Annotated in this window: 20 protein-coding genes and 1 tRNA gene; 5 read left to right on the plus strand and 16 right to left on the minus strand. The window is 36.9% G+C overall.

Features of this window, described 5'->3' with window-relative positions; translation table 11 throughout:
• Positions 1-160: 160 nt before the first annotated feature.
• The 4 genes from BD809_RS01740 to BD809_RS01755 all read left to right on the plus strand — a co-directional run bounded on the left by BD809_RS01740 (position 161) and on the right by BD809_RS01755 (position 2,352).
• Positions 161-724, plus strand: a complete 564-nt coding sequence (locus BD809_RS01740; RefSeq protein ID WP_148781226.1) for a TetR/AcrR family transcriptional regulator — start codon at positions 161-163, stop codon at positions 722-724.
• Between the two features lie 77 nt (positions 725-801).
• Complete coding sequence (locus tag BD809_RS01745; protein WP_148781227.1) at positions 802-1,350, plus strand: carboxymuconolactone decarboxylase family protein; 549 nt, start codon at positions 802-804, stop codon at positions 1,348-1,350.
• 4 nt (positions 1,351-1,354) lie between these two features.
• Positions 1,355-1,669: an EthD family reductase gene (locus BD809_RS01750; RefSeq protein WP_148781228.1), complete on the plus strand. Its 315-nt coding sequence runs from the start codon at positions 1,355-1,357 to the stop codon at positions 1,667-1,669.
• 35 nt (positions 1,670-1,704) lie between these two features.
• On the plus strand, positions 1,705-2,352 hold the full coding sequence (locus tag BD809_RS01755) for a DsbA family oxidoreductase (protein ID WP_148781229.1): 648 nt from the start codon (positions 1,705-1,707) through the stop codon (positions 2,350-2,352).
• A 107-nt stretch (positions 2,353-2,459) separates the two neighbouring features.
• Here BD809_RS01755 and BD809_RS01760 read toward each other — a convergent pair whose 3' ends face one another.
• The 11 genes from BD809_RS01760 to BD809_RS01810 form a co-directional block, all read right to left on the minus strand.
• Positions 2,460-4,235, minus strand: coding sequence for a MutS-related protein (locus BD809_RS01760; protein ID WP_148781230.1), 1,776 nt, complete (start codon positions 4,233-4,235; stop codon positions 2,460-2,462).
• 30 nt (positions 4,236-4,265) lie between these two features.
• Positions 4,266-4,625, minus strand: coding sequence for an MmcQ/YjbR family DNA-binding protein (locus BD809_RS01765; RefSeq protein ID WP_148781231.1), 360 nt, complete (start codon positions 4,623-4,625; stop codon positions 4,266-4,268).
• The gene (locus BD809_RS01770; protein WP_148781232.1) at positions 4,615-5,241 is read right to left on the minus strand and encodes a DUF4230 domain-containing protein; all 627 of its coding nucleotides are present in this window, start codon (positions 5,239-5,241) and stop codon (positions 4,615-4,617) included. Before BD809_RS01770 ends, BD809_RS01765 begins: the two co-directional genes overlap by 11 nt.
• A 35-nt stretch (positions 5,242-5,276) precedes the next feature.
• The gene (locus BD809_RS01775) at positions 5,277-5,618 is read right to left on the minus strand and encodes a hypothetical protein (RefSeq protein WP_148781233.1); all 342 of its coding nucleotides are present in this window, start codon (positions 5,616-5,618) and stop codon (positions 5,277-5,279) included.
• A 5-nt stretch (positions 5,619-5,623) separates the two neighbouring features.
• A complete protein-coding gene (locus BD809_RS01780; protein WP_148781234.1) occupies positions 5,624-6,373 on the minus strand; it encodes a cyclase family protein in 750 nt (249 codons plus the stop codon).
• Positions 6,374-6,392: 19 nt separating this feature from the next.
• Entirely contained in the window at positions 6,393-7,583 is a 1,191-nt protein-coding gene (gene hemW / locus BD809_RS01785; protein WP_246131392.1) for a radical SAM family heme chaperone HemW, read from the minus strand.
• A gap of 31 nt (positions 7,584-7,614) precedes the next feature.
• The gene (gene ruvC / locus BD809_RS01790; protein WP_148781432.1) at positions 7,615-8,205 is read right to left on the minus strand and encodes a crossover junction endodeoxyribonuclease RuvC; all 591 of its coding nucleotides are present in this window, start codon (positions 8,203-8,205) and stop codon (positions 7,615-7,617) included.
• A gap of 47 nt (positions 8,206-8,252) precedes the next feature.
• Positions 8,253-8,732: a hypothetical protein gene (locus tag BD809_RS01795; protein ID WP_148781235.1), complete on the minus strand. Its 480-nt coding sequence runs from the start codon at positions 8,730-8,732 to the stop codon at positions 8,253-8,255.
• Positions 8,733-8,803: 71 nt separating this feature from the next.
• Entirely contained in the window at positions 8,804-9,988 is a 1,185-nt protein-coding gene (locus BD809_RS01800; RefSeq protein ID WP_148781236.1) for a tetratricopeptide repeat protein, read from the minus strand.
• Entirely contained in the window at positions 9,963-11,657 is a 1,695-nt protein-coding gene (locus BD809_RS01805; protein WP_148781237.1) for a M56 family metallopeptidase, read from the minus strand. Before BD809_RS01805 ends, BD809_RS01800 begins: the two co-directional genes overlap by 26 nt.
• Positions 11,654-12,022: a BlaI/MecI/CopY family transcriptional regulator gene (locus BD809_RS01810; protein ID WP_148781238.1), complete on the minus strand. Its 369-nt coding sequence runs from the start codon at positions 12,020-12,022 to the stop codon at positions 11,654-11,656. Before BD809_RS01810 ends, BD809_RS01805 begins: the two co-directional genes overlap by 4 nt.
• A gap of 133 nt (positions 12,023-12,155) precedes the next feature.
• On the opposite strand from BD809_RS01810, the gene BD809_RS01815 reads away from it, so the two are divergent.
• Positions 12,156-12,656 carry a DUF456 domain-containing protein gene (locus BD809_RS01815; protein WP_148781239.1) on the plus strand — a complete coding sequence of 167 codons (501 nt, stop codon included), beginning with the start codon at positions 12,156-12,158 and terminating at the stop codon, positions 12,654-12,656.
• A 154-nt stretch (positions 12,657-12,810) separates the two neighbouring features.
• Here the strand turns inward: BD809_RS01815 and BD809_RS01820 are convergent.
• The 5 genes from BD809_RS01820 to BD809_RS01845 all read right to left on the minus strand — a co-directional run bounded on the left by BD809_RS01820 (position 12,811) and on the right by BD809_RS01845 (position 19,869).
• Positions 12,811-12,884 (minus strand) — tRNA-Asp (locus BD809_RS01820).
• Positions 12,885-12,970: 86 nt separating this feature from the next.
• On the minus strand, positions 12,971-13,900 hold the full coding sequence (locus tag BD809_RS01825; protein WP_148781240.1) for a DUF58 domain-containing protein: 930 nt from the start codon (positions 13,898-13,900) through the stop codon (positions 12,971-12,973).
• A gap of 202 nt (positions 13,901-14,102) precedes the next feature.
• Complete coding sequence (gene trxA, locus BD809_RS01830; RefSeq protein ID WP_148781241.1) at positions 14,103-14,420, minus strand: thioredoxin; 318 nt, start codon at positions 14,418-14,420, stop codon at positions 14,103-14,105.
• Between the two features lie 458 nt (positions 14,421-14,878).
• Positions 14,879-19,264 carry a DNA polymerase III subunit alpha gene (gene dnaE, locus BD809_RS01840; protein ID WP_148781243.1) on the minus strand — a complete coding sequence of 1,462 codons (4,386 nt, stop codon included), beginning with the start codon at positions 19,262-19,264 and terminating at the stop codon, positions 14,879-14,881.
• 152 nt (positions 19,265-19,416) lie between these two features.
• On the minus strand, positions 19,417-19,869 hold the full coding sequence (locus BD809_RS01845) for a ferritin-like domain-containing protein (protein WP_170251726.1): 453 nt from the start codon (positions 19,867-19,869) through the stop codon (positions 19,417-19,419).
• Positions 19,870-19,892 lie beyond the last annotated feature (23 nt).

Here is a 19,892-nt window from a genome sequence, read left to right on the forward strand (position 1 = left end):
TCAAAGAGCTTTTTTTATTAATTGGATAGGATAGGATAGATCAGGGTTTGTATCATTAGATTTTATAAAATCTCATAATATTAAAGAAACTAGTATTAAAAATCGTTAAAAAAAATTTTATAACTAAGCAATTGATTAGTTTTGTGGTGTACAATATCATATGGCAAGAAGAAAACAATATAAAGAGGAAGAAGTTATAGAAAAAGCGATGGCTTTGTTCTGGCGCAATGGGTACGAAAATACTTCTGTACGTATGCTGGAAACTGAGATGGGGATTAATCAATTTTCTATCTATTCCAGTTTTGGAAATAAAAATGGGGTCTTTCTTGAAAGTTTAAAGTGCTATAAAAATAAAATTAAAACAATTACAGATCGTTTAGAAGCCTCCAAAAATGGCGTAATTGGAATTAAAACGTATTTCTATGATTTTTTAGAGTTTGCTCAGGATAATGGTAGGAGTAAAGGTTGTTTAGTCACTAATACAGTTAATGAATTAGGAAGCAAAGCAGATCCCTTGTTATTGACAGAGTTGCAAAAGTTTGCAGCACATATAAAAGGTCTTTTCGAGGGTAACTTAAAACAAGAAAAATCGAAATCCAAAGCTACGGTGACTAAGGAGGCGAATTATTTACTAACCTCCATGCTTGGCTTATCGGTAGCGTCAAAAATCATGAATACAACCCAATTAGAGGATTTTATAGAAACTGTGTTTATAAACATATAACTATTTTTTTACCTTATAACTAAGCAATTGCTTAGTTTAAGAATACACGAATTAATAATTAATAAAAATTGAAAAGTATGAGTACCTTAAAAATTCACACAATTGATTCAGCACCGGAAGAAAGTAAAGCGTTGCTAGAAAAATCTAAAAAAGAGTATGGTATGGTCCCCGGATTACATGGTGTGTTAGCCGAAGCCCCCGGACTACTTGATGCCTATCAGAAGCTACACGAATTGTTTATCAACTCTTCTTTTGATAATGAAGAATTAACAGTGGTATGGCAAACTATCAATGTAGAACATGAGTGTCATTATTGTGTACCCGCACACACAGGTATCGCTAATATGATGAAAGTAGATCCAGCTATTACTGAAGCCTTACGTAACAGAACAGAAATGCCAACAGCCAAGCTACAGGCGTTACACACCATGACCTTAGCTGTAGTCCGTAATCGTGGATTTGTTACTAAGGAGGATACGAAACCCCTTTATGAAGCAGGATATGCAGAGCGTCAACTGTTGGAGATTATTTTAGGTGTATCCCAAAAGGTAATTAGTAACTATACCAATCATATCGCCGAAACTCCTGTGGATGCTCCGTTCCAGAAATTTGCATGGAAAAAATAAAATTATGATCAAAGTAAGCGTATTATATCCAAATGGTCCCGGGACCAAGTTCGATACCGAATATTATAAAAATTTGCATCTCCCTATGATTGCAGAATCGTTGGGAGATGCCTTAATAAGCATGGAACTCAATATCGGGGTAGCCGGTAGAGCACCGACTGAACAAGCGCCATTTGTGGCGATCGTTCATCTTTTATTTGAATCGTTAGCAACTTTTCAAGCGTCTTTTGGACCTTATGCAGAAAAGTTTGCGGCCGACGTTCCTAATTATACGAATGTAGAAGGGCAAGTTCAAATAAGTGAAATTGTAAGTTTATAAGATTAAGACGACAATTTTAATATAAGAAACAAGATATGAAGACAGATAAAATAAAATTAGATATTATCTCGGATGTTGTTTGTCCGTGGTGTACCATAGGATACAAGCGTTTGGAGAGAGCTATAGAGGAAATGGGAGTTAGCGATAAGTTGGATATTGAGTGGCAACCCTTTGAATTGAATCCTCATATGCCGGCTGAAGGGGAAAATGTACAAGAGCATATAGCTAATAAGTATAATGCATCTCCTGAGGATCAGCAACGATCACAAGAACACATGAAACAAGCAGGCTCTGAACTGGGCTTCACCTTTGATTATTTTGATCAAATGCGAATGGTCAATACGCGAGACGCTCATGTTTTACTTGACTTTGCCAAAGAAAAAGGAAAACAAACCGAGTTAAAGATGCGTTTGGTAACAGCATTCTTCAGCGAACGAAAAGATGTTTCGGATAGGGAGATTCTTATGCAAGAGGTTAAAGCTATTGGTTTAAATCCTACAGAAGCGCTTGCAAAATTAGATAATGATGATGCACGCTATGAGGTACAAGCTAAAGAGAGCTATTGGCAAAACCTCGGGGTCTCCTCGGTGCCAACCATGGTTTTCAATGGTAAAAGCGCAGTTACAGGAGCTCAAACAGTTGATGTATATAAGCAAATTCTTACCGAATTACTGGATAAATAATCAATAGCACTATTTGACAGTATCCATACTTTTGTGTAAACACTAAGTATGGATACTGTCATTTTTCAGAGAGATAGTTTAAAGTAAGTTACAGTTATTTTACATTATTAGGATTCTACAATTCCCATTTTCTTTAGTAGAAAAGAAGCATTCATATTTTGACACACACCTTCTTTAAAAGTGTAATCAAAGTACAATTCATCCTGTACAATTTGAGCATCAAAGAAACGGTTTTCAACCTCTGGTAGTTCATCCGCTATTGCGCACAAACTTAAATCGTGCGTAGCTATAATACCTGTAGCTTTTGCCTTAACTAATTTTTCAACAAATTTTTTGGATCCGGCTGCTTTATCCTTACTGTTTGTACCTTTCAAAATTTCGTCCAGTATGATAAAGTACGCATCATCCTCTAATGCATCCACAATCTTTTTCAACTGTGTTAATTCTGAAAAGAAATAGGAAGCATCATCGCTCAAGGAATCAGAGGTACGCATACTCGAAATCAGCTTGATCGGTTGATAGGAACAACTTGTGGCACAAACCGGTAAGCCGGCATTTGACATGACGATCTGTAGGGCAATCGTTCTCAAAAAAGTACTTTTACCCGCCATATTAGCTCCGGTGATGATAAAAAACTGAGCGCGATCGATAGTAATGTCGTTATCGACACGTTTAGCAGGATTAAGCATGGGGTGTCCTAAGTTTTTAGCTTGTATGGTTGTAGTGCCGCTCACTAACTCCGGAAAAATATAGTCGGGATGATTGAACGCAAAATTACCCAGGCTATTATACGCATCATAAAAAGCAATTGTATCAAACCATTCTCGTACATATTGATGGTTTTTTTCTATCCATTTTTCTATACGATAGCTTTGTCGCAAGTCCCAAAGAAAAAAACCATTGGCCACTACACCAAAGATCATATTGTTCCGTTGATCAAAAGCATTTAAAATTTTAGCAAATTCTTGCACAACTTTGGATGCCTGGGTGCCTTCTCTCAGAATGCGTTGTTGCTTTTCTTTTAGGATGGAAGCTTCAAAAGTTGTGGATTCAACTTTCTCTAATAATTTATAATACTGTTCAAATGTATCTTTTACTTGATTGGCATTTGAGTAGAGTTTGTTTATTTGCTTTAATTTTATTCCCGTAATACCTAGTCCGATAAATAACCAGATGAGCAACTGATTGAAACTAATAATTTCAAGAAACAACAATGCAAAGATAACTACTGATATGCCGGTGATTATATTTGGTAGCACCCGCATGATTTTAGGGACAAAAGGCGTATAAGTATGCAACCATTTCATAATGGTAGGTAAACCAACGGTAACATTGGCAAGTTGAGCAGTTGCACTATATTCTTGACGCCATTGTGCCATATGGCTCAAATTACCGATAGCAGCCTGTTTATCCTGAATGTAAGCTATATCATTCTTGCTTAATATATCTGCCAGCTTCTTACTACCGGCTTCTGTCGTGGTTCTGTTTAAAAATTGATAAAAAGAACGATTACCAAATAAATCAATATCATGGCTATAGGGATGCTCAGGTTCTATAAATTCTGAACCATTCGCTATAGTTTTGTAATTTCCTTCTAATACTTGCAACTCAAGCATATTGATCTCAATAAGCTTTTCCTGCTTATTTTTAGCATAGGTAAGTTTACTGTGTCGAGTAACCAGCCAGATAAAAAGTATGGAGCCAGAAAGGATAATTCCTGTTACCAGCGGAACATTAGGATAGGCTATATAACTACCTGCCGCGATAATTAAAAAAACAACGAGACGGAGGATACTGGAGAAAACAAGCTTTTTTTTGAGCTGTTGAAAAACTTCAGTATGTTGATTAAGTTGTTGTGTGTAAAATTCCTTTGGTGTATTCATAAGGATGTGATGTAATGGCTGATTTTAATTTTAGTCAAGGGTAGCAAGCAAGGCTTGTGTTTTTTTGGGCAGACTGGCAACGACAAGTTCATACGAATGATCAATAAGTTCTTTAAGCAAGGTGTCGGGCAGGCTATCACTAAATTCAACCGTATTCCAATGCTTTTTGTTCATGTGGTATCCGGGTATAATTTCAGAATAGGATTCGCGAAGTGTAATTGCGCGATCCGGGTCACATTTGAGATTTACAGAAAAAGGAATTTTGTTGAGACCTGTTAAGGCAAACATTTTATCCATTACCTTAAAGACAAGTGTCGATTCATCAAAAGGAAAGCTTTCGGTAACCCCTTTTTTGTGCAGGCAATAATTTCTAAAGGCTTCAATGTTCATTCTGATTCAATTTTTTTGTTTTGGTCGAGCTGTCTAACGTCAGCTCAGAGTAATCTACGCTCCAACCTATAGATTCAGCTACTGTTTCCATCAAAGCTATAGCAGTTAAGGCTTCTTTTTTTGCTGACTCCATTAAACCACTTTGCGGAATTTTATCTACAATAAATTGCTTAGCCTCCCGATTGATATCCGTCAGATCTATGGATGTAAATGGGTTGAGCCATCCTTCTTTCTTATCATAATATTTAAAATCTGTTTCGATCGTTAAAAGTTTTGGCTGCGGAAAGTGGGTTATTTTCACAATTTTACGTTTCGTATCACTTTCCAACTGAACTTGAGATAAATCAAATCCGATATGAGCTTTGGCATCAATGAGAATGAGTGCTTTTTTCTTTCCAATCAGTAAACTGAAGAATTTATCTTTTACGCTTTGGTAATGGTAAATTTCGGCAAAGTCACCTTCAACCGTAACTAACTTACAGACGCTTTTTATCTTTTCCATCAAGACCACTGATTGTGTTTCGATAGAACTTTTTCTTTTAGCTGCACTAAAGCGATTAAAAATAAAATAAGCTAACAGCACGCCGGCTAGTAGTCCGATAAAAAGTAATTCCATAGTTTGCTATTGATCCATTTAGGTAATGTAAAAATTTATTTTTTGACAACTTCAGTAAATCCTTGTTTGATCAAAACTGCTTTGTCTTTTTCTGGTATTGTAATGCTGTATAGTATAGTACCGGGACAACCACAAGCAGCGCAAGCCATCATATCGGTGCTTTTTTGAGAATAAGTGAGTAGTTCAATTGAGCGTGTTTTAAGGTAGTTTTCTAATCGCTCTTCATTAGAATTCCCTTCGTTTTGTTGCCATGGAGCTTCACATTGCTTAGGTATGATTTGCAAAGATGTAAATCCCGTGGGAGTAGTTGATTTTGTTGTGGTACAGCCAACGAATAATAGTACAAAGCTAACTATAAATATAAATTCTTTTTTCATTTTTTTTACGTTATGATTTTATACAGAATCGGCTTACTGGGTGAGGCATCATTTTCAAATGCAGCTATTTGCAAATTTAGGAGATAGAGCCCGTCCTTTACCGAATCAGGGGCATAGAAAAGTTCGGTAATTGTAGCTTCCAGCCGTGTTGCTTCAGGATAGTTCCAAAAGGCTTTATGTGCTTTCAGTTCGCCATTATCTTTTTCTTTATCCACAGATGGTAAATCAATTAATAGGTGCTTTACTCCTATTTCTCTTAGGTATATAGCAGCATCCTCACTCAGATACGGCCAGTTGGTATGCGAATATTGTTTATTTTTTTTAGTATCCGTATTTGGTAAGGTGCGTATTAAGACAGCCTCAACAGATAAGTTAGTTAGCTTTTCTTTGAGTTGAGCTGAGGTAATAACAGCATCAGCTCCTTTTTGTTCCGGAGTAACCGAAATTAATGTTGCCAGAGACATAAATTGGGTCAGGGTTCTATTGATACTGTAAAACTCCGGGGTGATATGTCCGACACATTCGGTATGCGTCCCATGGCCGTGTGGATTAAAAAAGATATTATTAAAATTAGTCGAAGCACCCTCGCTGACTTTTCCAACCCAATCCCCATCGGTAACAGGTGTTATCTTCGGAGTACTAATATACCAAGCGTTAACATTGTGATTTGAGTCACATACGGGAAGTGACAAATCAATGGGTTGTGAAAAATTGACTTTATATTTTGATGTATGTACCTGTATTTCGGCTAGCATAAATACGTTTAACAATTAGTTACTTTAAATTTACTAAGAAAAGATCACTTGCAATACCATCACTGAGAAACTTTCCCTTTGGTGTGACAAAAAGATACGCTCCTTTTAATTGTAATAAATCTTCTTCTATATATTTTTGAGCCTGTAACAATAGATGTTTAGCATACGAATCACCAAAATCGTTTGTAATTTTAGAAATAGACACTCCACATATGGTGCGTAATCCGGTCATTATATATTCATTATAACGATCGGTGGTGGTTAAGACTTCCGTTTCTTTGGGCACTTCATTTTGCTGAATGGCTTTGATGTATTTGGGGTTGTTACTTATATTCCAACTACGCTCTTTACCATTATAAGAATGTGCAGAAGGACCAATTCCCAAATATGACTTTCCTAACCAGTACGCGGTATTGTTTTGACTAAAGTATGCAGATTTACCAAAATTAGAAAGTTCATAATGTACAAAGTCTGCATCGTTGAGCATGGCTACTAAGATCTCAAAATGCCTTTGTGCAGCTTCATCATTAATTGGTGGAACAATTCCTTTGGCAATAAACCTTTCTAAGGCTGTCTTTGGTTCTACGGTAAGTGCATAGCTCGAAATATGCGGAATGTCAAATGACAGTGCGGTTTCTAAATTTTTAATCCAACGAGCATCACTCATCTCAGGGATTCCGTAAATAAGATCAATAGAGATGTTATCAAAATATTGCGTGGCTTGCTCGATACAGGTTTTAGCTTCAATAGCATTATGTGCGCGATTCATAAGCTTTAGATCTTCTTCAAAAAAGGATTGTATACCGATACTAAGTCTGTTGATTTTTGAGGACGCAAGCGTTTTGATCGTTTTGAGTGATAAATCATCAGGATTAGCTTCCAGCGTAATTTCTGGAGTATCTAGTACGATGTAGTGTTTGTATACGGTGTCTAAAATTTGATCAATTTCTAATTGAGACAAGACACTGGGCGTACCGCCGCCAAAGTAGATAGTTGCAATGGGTTGCTGGTCGAGTTCATTCTTGCGCAACTCAAGTTCTCTACAAATGGCCGTTATCATAATCTCCTTCTTTCCTAATGATGTTGAAAAATGAAAATCACAATAGTGACAAGCTTGCTTGCAAAAAGGGATATGAATATAAATACTGGCAGACGAGGGGTCTGCTTTTATTTCTTTTTGAAATGCAATATGATCGTAATTTGAATGCAACCTGTGTGAATAATTAGCGATTGAATTATTTTTATAAAGTGTTTTTTCCTTTTAGAGGATTGGGAGCTTTTTTCACCCGAGTTTCGTTTTGCTTGACAAATGCAGCCCACCCTGTATAACTTTTTCCTACGATATCAGCACGGCCCATATTATAAAAATGACAAACTGCCGCTGCCAATCCATCGGTAGAATCCAGGTTTTTTGGGAGTGTTTTTAAGCTCAATAAACTCTGCAGCATTTTTGCCACTTGTTCCTTACTGGCATTTCCATTACCGGTGATCGCCATCTTAATTTTTTTAGGAGAATACTCGGTTACGGGAATTTCGCGACTCAGTCCTGCAGCCATGGCCACTCCCTGCGCACGACCTAGTTTGAGCATTGACTGCACATTTTTACCAAAAAATGGAGCTTCAATTGCAATTTCGTCAGGATTGTACGTATCGATTAGTTCGATAGTACGCTCAAAAATCAGTTTTAGTTTTAAATAATGATCGTCGTATTTACTAAGTTGAAGTTCGTTGAGCTGAAGAAAAGACATTTTCTTTTTTACAATTTTAATCAATCCAAACCCCATTATAGTGGTTCCCGGATCAATACCTAAGATAATCTTTTCATGTTCCAATGCCATCAATTTTTTACAAAGCTAATCAATTATTAAGGAAGCATGGGTTAATTTGTGTTGAGAACTACCGGAAGACGGTAGCGAACATTCACGGGCACGCCTCGTAGATGTGCAGGCTCTACAGTGGGTAAGCTCGACACACTTGCAGTTAATAAGGATTCTAGATCCGGTAGCTGTTCAGACAAAAACTCTGGTAGCTCATAGTTTTCGATAATAATGGTTCCATTAGTGTTGACTAATAATGAAACCCAAAGTGTATCGGTAATATTCTCGCTTACCAAAAGTACATCTTTATTGATATAGTTGTGGATGTGTTGTGTCAACGTTTGTTGAAAACACTGCATACCGTCGATCTCGGGTTCGTCAGCACAAGTTTTGAATAGGGGTGGTTCATCCACTTCTGAGCGATTCAGTTTATGCCATTCCTCTTCTTTTATATCATCGCGATGCTCTCTCTTTACAATCAGTTGGTCGCAAGAGAACGAGGTTAATAATAGCAGCAATAATATTCCTTGAAGGTTCTTCATAATCTATAGCCAATGGTAAGGCAAACTACATAATTTTTTTAAAACCACAGAGCCGGTTATAGAGATATCCTTTATTTTTTTGAGGCTTCGACCGCCTGTTCTCTTAATTTTTTTAATCGGGTTGCCGCAATGTTTATAAAATATTGGGTATTCTTGTCGTTTTTGAAGCGGTTGGTATAAGATTCGTACTGTTTGATTTTTAGCTCAGGATCTTTATAATAAGCATCATAAAAAAGAGCAAGTTGATAATGTCCCCGATGAGAATCTGGAGCTTCTTTTAAATATATCTTCATATGGGCAATAGCATTTTTCCAATTTTCCTGATGACGATACATCATAGCAATTTGAAAAAGTTCTTCATCTATTGACGGGCGTTTAAGCTGTATTGCCGTTCTATAGTGCTCGATAGCCTCTTTGAGTTTTGATTCCTTATTATGCGCAAAAGCAAGATGTGTGTAATATGTTGAATTTTGATTATCGTAAGAAAGTGCCAGAGTATAATGCTTTATGGCTAATTTGAATTGATAAGACCTGTTATAGCAGTGCCCCAAAGAAGAATGAATATACTCATTTTGTTGATTGAGAGTTAGCAGTCTTTGGAAATGGAGGATTGCATTTGAATAATGCTGTTGAAGCATTTCGTTTTGTGCGCGTAATGAAATGAGTTCTATATTATCGGGATACGAATTGAGTCCGATGCTAATTAAACTATCAACCTTTTTATAAGCTCTTTTTCGTAGATAAGAGGCAGCTATTTTGACACAGCTTTTTTGATGTGTACTATCTAAGTGGAAGGCTTTTGAATAGTATGACATAGCTATTGAATCTCTTGAATTTTCCTTTATCAGTCCAAGATGATATTGAAAATCTGGATTTGTAGGGTAATTATCGGCAAGCATAGCGTATAAACTATCTGCAGTCTCAAATCGTTTTGTTTTATAGTAAAGTCTTGCCAGTTCGTTTTGAAGTAAAACAGCAGATGTGTTTGTAGAACGGATAGCTTCTTCATAGTGGTAGATGGCTTTACCATGATTTCCATTAGCGTTATGGGCCTTTGCTATTTTTGAATGTAAGTTGCTGTTGAGTTGTCCAGTATTATTATAGATAGCAATTGCAGATGCATAGGCTCCCACTCTAAAGAGGCTGTCAGCTTTTTTTATAGCATCTTGTTGCGCTTGAGATGCAGTAAAGATGCAACAAAGTACCAACAGTTTTAAGTAATTGAAATTTTTAAACCGCATTAGGAGTATAGACATAAAGTTGATGCGCGTACGAACTTTTAGAAATAAAAGATTTTGCAGTCTCCATAGTAGTGTGATTGCTTAGATACACATAAAAATAGCCATCTCTCTCATTTTGAAAGAAGCCGGGAGTAAATCCGGCTTCTTTTAAGGTTTCTAATTGCTTCTCTAAATAACTTTCATCTTTTAAGACATTTGTAATGACGTAAAATGTTGTGTCAATAGATGAATCTTTCTTAGCTAATCTTGCATCTTTATAGCTTATTGGAGAGACACCCGCGTTTCCGTCAATATTTAAAATAATAGGAAGTGAATATAATACTCCAACTTTTTTGCCTTGGTGCTCTCCGGGGATCATTGTGGGCAATGAGCGTACCACCCGTTTTGCCTCGTTTTCCAGTTCAAGAGTTGCTGCTCTAGCTTCTACATCAACAATCTCTCCGGTATTGTCAATTTTAAAGCGTACATAAATTTTATTATCGCCGGTTTTGGCAAAAGCTCGTACTGTTGCTACATCAAAATTGTTGTTGATAAATGTTTTAAATTGTTTAGAAACATATGCTTTGTGTTCAGCATTATTGTTTACATCTCCACAGTTGCTGGAGGTTGGAACTTTATCGATAAGATTAAATGGCACGTCTTTAGCCAAATCAAAATTTGACTCATCATTAGAATGATTTTTTAATAAGTCCAAAAGCTGACTTTTTTCTTTTTGAGTAAGTCCCTTTTCTTTTACCTTGTCTTGCAAATTTTGAATGAGTAATGAGGTTTGGGTGACTTCAGCATTGCTAACTATATCCTCAGAGCTTTCACTGGAGCATGAGATGTACAGAAGCATGGTTGCAATTAGTGGTAGTAATGCCACATACTTCAAGCGTAAAATGCGATTTGATTTTGATTTTTGTAACTTAATAATTCGTTTTTTGATTAATGAATAATTGAAAAATTGATTGATGAATTGAATGTTTTCCGTTTCAAAAACGGTGTTTAATAACTGTTGGTAATATGCTTTTTTGCCCAAAAGAGCAACACATTTTGTGTCTGCTATATATTCATGGAGCGTAGACAAGCGAGAACGGTAGAGGTAGAGTAAGGGATTGAACCAAAATATAATTCTGAGCAATTCTACCCCTACTAAGTCCAATGTATGCCGTTCTTTTATATGAACAAGCTCATGAGCAATAATTTGTGGTTTCTGAGTTTCGTTGAGTTGGTCTCCCAGATATATGGATCGGTTAAAAGAGAAAGCATCGTTACTATTTTTTAAAATATAAATTGTAAAGCCATCTATCGAGGTTTTTATAGCTTCTTTTCTCAGCCGCCGCAAAATCAGAAGTTTGTGGATAAAAAAGCCAATAAAAAAACATGCCCCGGACAGATAGCTTATTATAAACCAAGGGGTACTAGGTTCGTTAGGATTTAATAATACCGGAGATAAAGGTATAAATGAAGTTTGCTGTATTGACGCTCCCACAATTACTTCAGGTAGGCTGATTATATATTGAGAGGGAATTGCTTGTCGAAGCAGATCAATTTGTATTATAGGCAGCAACAGTGATGCAACTAGAGTGCCTGTCAAATACATGCGATTAAGTGTAAAAAAGGTGTCTCGTTTATACATGGTATCATAAAACAAAAGGAATAGTACCTGAAACAATATGGTATGTAAGATGTAATTGGTCATGGTAAAGTTTTTTTATCATCCAGTTCTTTTAAAATTTGTTCAAATTCTTTTAAACTCATGTTGTTTTTCTTGACAAAAAAAGAAACCATGTTTTCAAAAGACCCGTTAAAATAGCTATCCATCAATTTATTTATGGATTGATTACTGTACTCCTCCTTTTTAAGTGTCGGGAAGTATGTATATCCTTTACCTTGCTTGCGGTGGGATACAAATCCTTTATTCTCTAATATTCTGATAATAGTAGATATAGTATTGTAAGCAGGTTTGGGCTCTTCCATTTGTTCAATAATATGAGCAACAGTGGCTTCTTCTAAATCCCATAAGAAATGCATGACTTCTTCCTCCGCTTTTGTAAGTTGTTTCATAGATTTTGTTTAAATCTTTTTAACTAAAGATATAGTTGTATAATTCAAATACAACTAATTTTTTAGTTTAAACTAAAGTTTTAGTTGAAAAGTTTTGTAACGAAGCTGCTAAGAGTGAGTCAAATAGCGTATGATGTTAGATATAACTTTATTAATTATAGCCGGAGTATGTTGTGTGTTGGGCTTGGTTGGGAGTTTTTTGCCGGTTCTCCCGGGTCCTTTGACTTCTTGGGTTGGACTCGCCATCTTTTATAACACTTCTTTTATGCAATGGGATTGGGTGTTTCTTGGAATTACGCTAGTTATCTCTACCATTGTGTGGCTTCTCGATTATGTAATTTCTGCAGTAGGCACTAAGCGATTTGGAGGTACGCGTTACGGGATAATTGGAACAACTATAGGGCTTATTGTCGGAATCTTGTTTCTTGGACCCTTTGGAATTCTAATAGGGCCATTTTTTGGAGCTTTCCTTGGTGAGATGATGAATCCAAAGCAAAATGTTCAAAACGCCTTGAAAGCAGCCTTGGGTTCGTTGATAGGCTTTCTCTCAGGAGTTTTTATAAAATTTTCAGTTAGTGTGATTTTCCTAATAATCTTTGTTGTCAAAGTCTTCGAAAACTGGAATTCTATATGATAACGGCTTAAATCTAAAAAAGCCTCTCCATTTTTCAGGAAAAGCTTCTCATTGGTTTACTACTAAACCACTCACGCTAGCTGCGTGAGACAACACAACATCTTTTATTGCTTAAAAAAAGCTTCAATAAAAATTGAAGCTTTTAGCAATGTTGCGGTCTGGACGGGACTCGAACCCGCGACCCCCTGCGTGACAGGCAGGTATTCTAACCAACTGAACTACCAGACCAGTGCGTTATTGCGGTTGCAAATATACGCCTCATTTTGGTTCTCGCAAGCGTTTTTTAAAAATTTTTTATTTTTTTTTTGAAATAATTACGCAAATTTTTGTCTTTCAATTAGATATGTTGTCAAAATTTTTTCGAAGTTTTTTGAAATATCAGCATCGACGTAGGTGATACCGTATTGTAGACATTTTAATTTGAGTTCATAAAAATAAGAGGATACCGCATTTTGGTAATTTTCTTTAATTGTATCGGCATATAGATTGATAAAATCTCCTGTTTCGACGTCGACAAAACGCGTTGGTTGATTATCGAAGCTAAAATTTACTTCCGTAGTACTGTCAAAGGTGTGAAATAGAACCACATCATGCTTATTATACTTTAGATGTTGTAAGGCTTCAAAAAGTTTAGTTGGATCGGTGTCAGGCTGGAACATATCGGTAAAAAGAAATATAAGCGATCGCCGGTGGATTTTTTCAGCAATTTGATGAAGGAATGTGTAGGTATCCGTTTGCTTGCGGTCAGATGTTCTCTTAATGCTTTCATTAAGCTGATGAAGCAACATTTGATGATGCCGTTCACTACCTTTTTCAGGGGCATAATATTCATAGGTGGTATTGTAGACGCTCAATCCTACGGCGTCTCGTTGTTTCTTAAGCAACTGCATGAGGCAGGCGGCAGCTAAAGCCGAAAAGCTTATTTTATTGAGGTGTTTTAGATCCGGCTTCTTGATGTTGGGATAATGCATCGAACCTGAATTATCAATGATAATATGACAACGCAGGTTGGTCTCTTCCTCATAGCGTTTGGTGTATAGTTTATCTGTCTTGGCGTATAGTTTCCAATCAATGTGTTTGGTGCTTTCACCAGAATTATACACCTTATGTTCTGCAAACTCTGCAGAGAATCCGTGAAATGGACTTTTATGCATTCCGGAAATAAAGCCTTCGACTATCTGTTTGGCTAAAAGCTCGAGATTGGTAAAACCCGAAATGCCGTGAACTTCTTTTTCGATATCCATTTTTTGTTCTTTCTTATGCAATTATAGGGGGATGTTGCGTACCCAATATACATAACTTATCCATAATTTGGTAGTGTGTTCTATAAATTAGTTGCGAGCAGCACTGAGACGCGATCAAGTATCAATATATGGTTCAAGCTGGCTCATAAAAAAAGGGCCCGACTTATTAGTCAAACCCTTTTCATTATTTTATTTCTAATGATTACACTAATGCATCCAGTGCTTCAGCATAGACATTTTTTGGTGACACACCTACCTGACGTCCAACTACTTCTCCGTTTTGGAAAACAAGAACAGTTGGAATATTACGTACACCGTATTTAGCTGCAAACTCTTGATTTGCATCTACGTCTACTTTACCTACAACAGCCTTGCCATCATATTCTTCACTGATTTGCTCGATGATTGGTCCAACCATTCTGCAAGGGCCACACCAAGCTGCCCAAAAATCTACCATTACCGGTTTATCGCTTTTTAATACTACTTCATCAAAAGTAGCATCTGTAATTTCTAATGCCATATTACTAGTTTATTAAAGTTCTTGTTACTAATTACAAAATTAGTCAATATTTCTTCGAATCCTTACAATAGGTGTATACGTTTTGATTATTAAGACATCAAGGTAATTGATGCTTAATTAAGCAATTCACATTCCTTGCAATCTTTGGTTTCACCATAGTAAGTTTCTCGATACTTATGAACAACTCCCATAGGTATATTCAAAAAATATTTTTTAATATAAACCACTTTAGAGGTTAAGATCCCCATTTTTTTATGGTATCTCTTTTCTAATTTGGTTTGTCGTCTTACTTCAATTAACTTCATGAATCTGTTTAATGATTAGCCTACAACTTAACAAAATCTAAGGAATGAGAAAATTATCTCTGTTAAAGTAATATTAATTCTCTAATTTTTTCCAAATAAGTATTTGAAAAACAGACGGTTGTCTTTTAAGGGAATTTTATTATGTTTATGACTTTAATTGAGCTTATAGTAAATGGACTCATTTTCAAGAATAGTTAATAGTTCCGGAGATATATTAACTTTCTGTTTACGACTTGGCATATGTAGCTTAAGTTGCTCTGCCATTTCATAAATTACAAAATTTAAGGTATGGTTGCCCGAATAGGAGCTAAGCACCTCTTTTAATTGATCAATCCGAGCGTCAGAGAGTTCGTTGATGTCTAACTGGATCGTTAACTTCTTAGCATAGCTCTCCATAACATCATGCAATAACTGAAAACTGTTAAATTGAATTCGCGGATCTCCTTTCTTTCCGGTTTCACGATTCGTCCAGCCTTCTTTTATATAGGCTTTTGCATAGACAAAGGTGCTTTTGACGAGAAAGGGCCGGTGTTTTAAGTATTCTTCTCCAAAAATTCTAAATTCATGGGCGGTATTATAGTCTTCAATACTAAAAATAGCCCAACCTTTTCCATTTTTGGACGTACGATGTTCTACATTAGTGATAACTCCTCCAAAAGATAACTCTTGGTTGACGTTATTTTCCATGTCTGCAAAATTTTGCAAGGTTGCATTGCAAAAATATTGCATTTCATATTTAAAATCATCAAGTGGATGACCTGATAAATAGATACCTACAACCTCTTTCTCTCTGGCAAGTTTCTCCATAGTTCCCCATTCTTCACAGGGTGGAACCACCGGTTCCGGGATTTGCACTTCACTAGCCTCACCGAATAAACTTACTTGTGAAGAATTTTCGCTTTCCTGAAATTTAGATCCGTAACGAATGGCTTTTTCTAAAAAAGTGATACCATCACCCTCTTCATGAAAATATTGACCGCGATGCGTGTCGGTAAACGAATCAAAACCACCGGCTAGCGCTAAGCTTTCAAAAGCTTTTTTATTAGCAGCTCTCAAATCGATGCGCTTGGCAAAATCAAAGATTGAGCGATACGGCCCATTTTCTTTTCTGTTTTCTACAATGGTTGCTACAGCACCGGTTCCCACACCTTTAATCGCTCCCATACCAAAACGAACCGCCCCTTCTTTATTTACAGAGAATTTGCGATACGATTCATTCACGTCAGGGCCTAATACATCAAGTTTCATACGTTTACATTCTTCCATAAAAAAGGTAACCTGCTTGATGTCATTCATGTTATTGGATAGCACCGCCGCCATATATTCGGCAGGATAATGTGCTTTAAGATACGCGGTTTGATAGGCAATCCACGCATAACAGGTGGAGTGAGATTTGTTGAATGCGTAGGCAGCAAACGCCTCCCAGTCCTTCCATATTTTTTCTAACTTATCCTCAGCATGTCCTTTGGCAGATGCTTGTTCGATAAATTTTGGTTTCATTTTATCAAGAACAGCCTTTTGCTTTTTACCCATTGCTTTACGCAAAACATCGGCTTCACCTTTTGTGAAATCTGCAAGTTTTTGCGACAATAGCATTACTTGCTCTTGATAAACTGTAATTCCATATGTTTCTTGCAGGTATTCTTCACAAGCTTCGAGATCATATATAATTTCCTCTTTACCATGTTTCCGATTAATAAAACTAGGTATATACTCTAGCGGTCCCGGTCGATATAAAGCATTCATTGCTATTAAATCGGCAAAAACTGTTGGTTTCAGCTCTTTTAGATACTTCTGCATTCCCGGAGATTCATATTGAAAAATCCCTACGGTTTCTCCTCTTTGGAAGAGCGCATAGGTTTCTTCATCGTCAAGCGGAAAACTTTCCGGATCTAAATCTACCTTATGTTTTGCCTTTACAATCTTAACCGTATCCTTAATTAAGGTCAGTGTTTTGAGACCCAGAAAATCCATTTTTAGCAAACCGGCACTTTCAACAACAGAGTTGTCAAATTGAGTACAGTACATATCTGAATCTTTTGCCAGTGCCACCGGAACAAACTTGGTAATGTCATCTGGAGTTATAATTACTCCGCAGGCATGAATTCCTGTATTCCGCACCGAACCTTCAAGCACACGCGCTTGATTTAGGGTCTCTGCTTCGAGATCATTCCCTTCGGCAATTTTGAGTAGTTCGTTGATCTTTTCAAGATCATCACTTCTAAATTTCTTTTTAAGCGTAGCTTCATCGATCCCAAAAATTTTGCCAAGCTTTGACATGTTAGGAATCAATTTAGAAATCCTATCAGCATCTCCCAAGGGAAGATCCAGTACTCGGGCAGTATCACGGATAGATGATTTTGCTGCCATGGTCCCGTAAGTAATGATTTGAGCTACTTGATTTGACCCGTATTTTTCGATCACATAATCCATTACCCGACTACGACCCTCATCGTCAAAATCAATATCGATATCCGGCATACTTACACGATCCGGATTCAAAAAACGCTCAAAAAGCAAGTCGTACTTGATGGGATCCAGATTGGTAATCCATAGACAATAGGCAACGGCAGAACCTGCGGCAGAACCTCGGCCGGGTCCGACAGATACATCCATGTCTCTTGCAGCGCGAATAAAATCTTCGACAATCAGGAAATATCCGGGATACCCTGTTTTTTCAATAACCTTTAGTTCAAAATCCAGACGCTCATCAATCTCGGGCGTAATTTCACCGTACCGTTTCTTTGCACCTTCATAGGTAATATGTCTCAAATAGCTATTCTCACCACGTTTACCGCCATCAACTGCGTCTTCTTCAAATTGAAACTGTTTAGGGATGTCAAATGCAGGTAGTAATACATCTCTTGCAAGTTCAAAAGGCTCAATCTTGTCTACTACTTCTTGTACATTCGTAATAGCTTCCGGAAGATCGATAAAAAGTTCCTTCATTTCGTCTTGCGACTTAAAGTAATACTCCTGGTTTGGGAGCCCATACCGATATCCACGACCACGTCCTATGGGGGTAGCCTGTTTTTCACCATCCTTTACACACAATAAAATATCGTGAGCATTGGCATCACCTTGCTCGCAATAATAGGTGTTATTTGTTGCAACAAGCTTGATATTATGTTTCTTTGAAAACTCAATAAGTACTGGATTGACGCGATTTTCATCTTCTTGATTATGTCGCATGATTTCAATATATAAATCATCTCCGAATTCTTTATGCCACCACAACAGAGCTTCTTCGGCTTGTTTCTCACCAATATTCAGTACTTTACTTGGAACCTCACCATATAGATTCCCCGTAAGCACGATGATATCTTCCTTGTATTGTTTGATAATTTCTTTATCGATTCTTGGTACATAGTAAAAGCCGTCAACAAAAGCTGTGGACGACATTTTGGCGAGATTGTGATAGCCATTCTTATTTTTAGCCAACAGAACAATCTGGTATCCATTGTCCTTGCGTGATTTATCTTCATGATTCTCACAAACAAAAAATTCACAACCAACGATGGGTTTTATCTCGGTACCGCGCGCATCTTCACCTTTGTCAATTGCTTCTGCATTAGCCGCCTTCACCGCTTTATTGTGACTGGCAACACCTTGCACAAAATGAAAAGCCCCCATCATATTGGCATGATCGGTCATAGCTACCGCAGGCATTTTGTTTTTTGCAGCGACCTGAATTAAATCCGGTATACTGGTTGTTGATTGAAGCACCGAAAACTGTGAATGATTATGAAGGTGGGAAAATTGAACAGCGTCCAATGTCTCCAGATTTTGTTTTATATCGCTTTGGGAGACATCGTTTTTTTCTTTTTTAGAAAGCGCTTCGCGAATTTTCTCTGAAGCTTTTTTTAGATTAATATGGCGCAACCCAATCAGCTGTATCTCCGTTGGGTTTTTCTCTTTAAAACGATCAAAATAATCCGAAGAAACATCTAATTCTTCTACAGTAAATAGTTGTTTTCTAACTAGCTCAAAAAAACATCGGGTCGTGGCCTCTACATCGGCGGTAGCGTTGTGCGCTTCACCAAAAGCTTTTCCGAATAAAAATTCGTGCAGTTCGGTAAGCGTAGGAAGTTTAAATTTTCCTCCTCTACCTCCGGGGATCTGACATAGTTGTGCGGTTGTTTCTGTACAGGTGTCAAGTACGGGAAGATTTTGCAAATCATTGACAAACGAACGTCTATGAAACTCAGCCCCCATAATGTTAATATCAAAACCAACATTTTGACCTACCACAAACTTTGTCTTAGATAATGCGAGGTTAAACTTTTCTAAGACTTCATCCAGCGGGATACCTTCCTGCTGAGCTAATTCGGTTGATATACCATGTACTTTCTCCGCGTCATAGGGTATGTTAAACCCATCAGGTTTAACAAGATAGTCCTGATGCTCGATACAGTTTCCCATTGCATCATGTAACTGCCATGCGATCTGTATACACCTTGGCCAGTTATCCGAATCAGTTATAGGAGCGTCCCATCGTTTAGGTAAACCAGTAGTTTCAGTGTCAAATATCAGATACATAAGCAAATACGTCTTTGAGAATTGTGGTGATAATCAATGCTCAAAAATAATCAAAATTGGCTGCGTTATCACGTAAACTTCTTTAGACTTATTAACGAAGTAAGGCTGATTTTATAAAAAAATCAGCCTTACTTCGTGTGCTTACTAAGTTTTTATGCATGAGATTTTTGTACATACATTTTATCTTTGTTGATCGCGCTTAGAATTTCATTTTTGTGATTTGCAAAAATTTTATCTAGCGTTGGTGGTAGGTCTTTTTCTTGCAAGAGTTCTTCATAATCTTGAAGTGCTTTCTCATCTCCTCTGATACACTCTTCTAGGATCAATTTTTCATCATTACTTGAAAAGAATGTTTTTACATCTATCCATGCGCGGTGCAAGTCAGCGCTAAAGGTTGTATCATCCTCCGGAATTTGGCCGTACTGTAGAATTTCTTTGCGTAGCTCATCGACAAAATTAGAACGTTGTTCTATGCGATTTCTAAAGTATGCTTTTAATTCGACGCTTTCTGTATTATCAGCGGCTTTCTTATAACCTTCTACCGAATTTACATTGTTTTGTAATAGTGTATTTAGTTTTTCTGCTATCTCTTTTTTAAAGCTCATCATGTTATATTTTTAGTGAAGAA

Source organism: Aquimarina intermedia (genome assembly GCF_008124785.1).
GTDB lineage: Bacteria > Bacteroidota > Bacteroidia > Flavobacteriales > Flavobacteriaceae > Aquimarina > Aquimarina intermedia.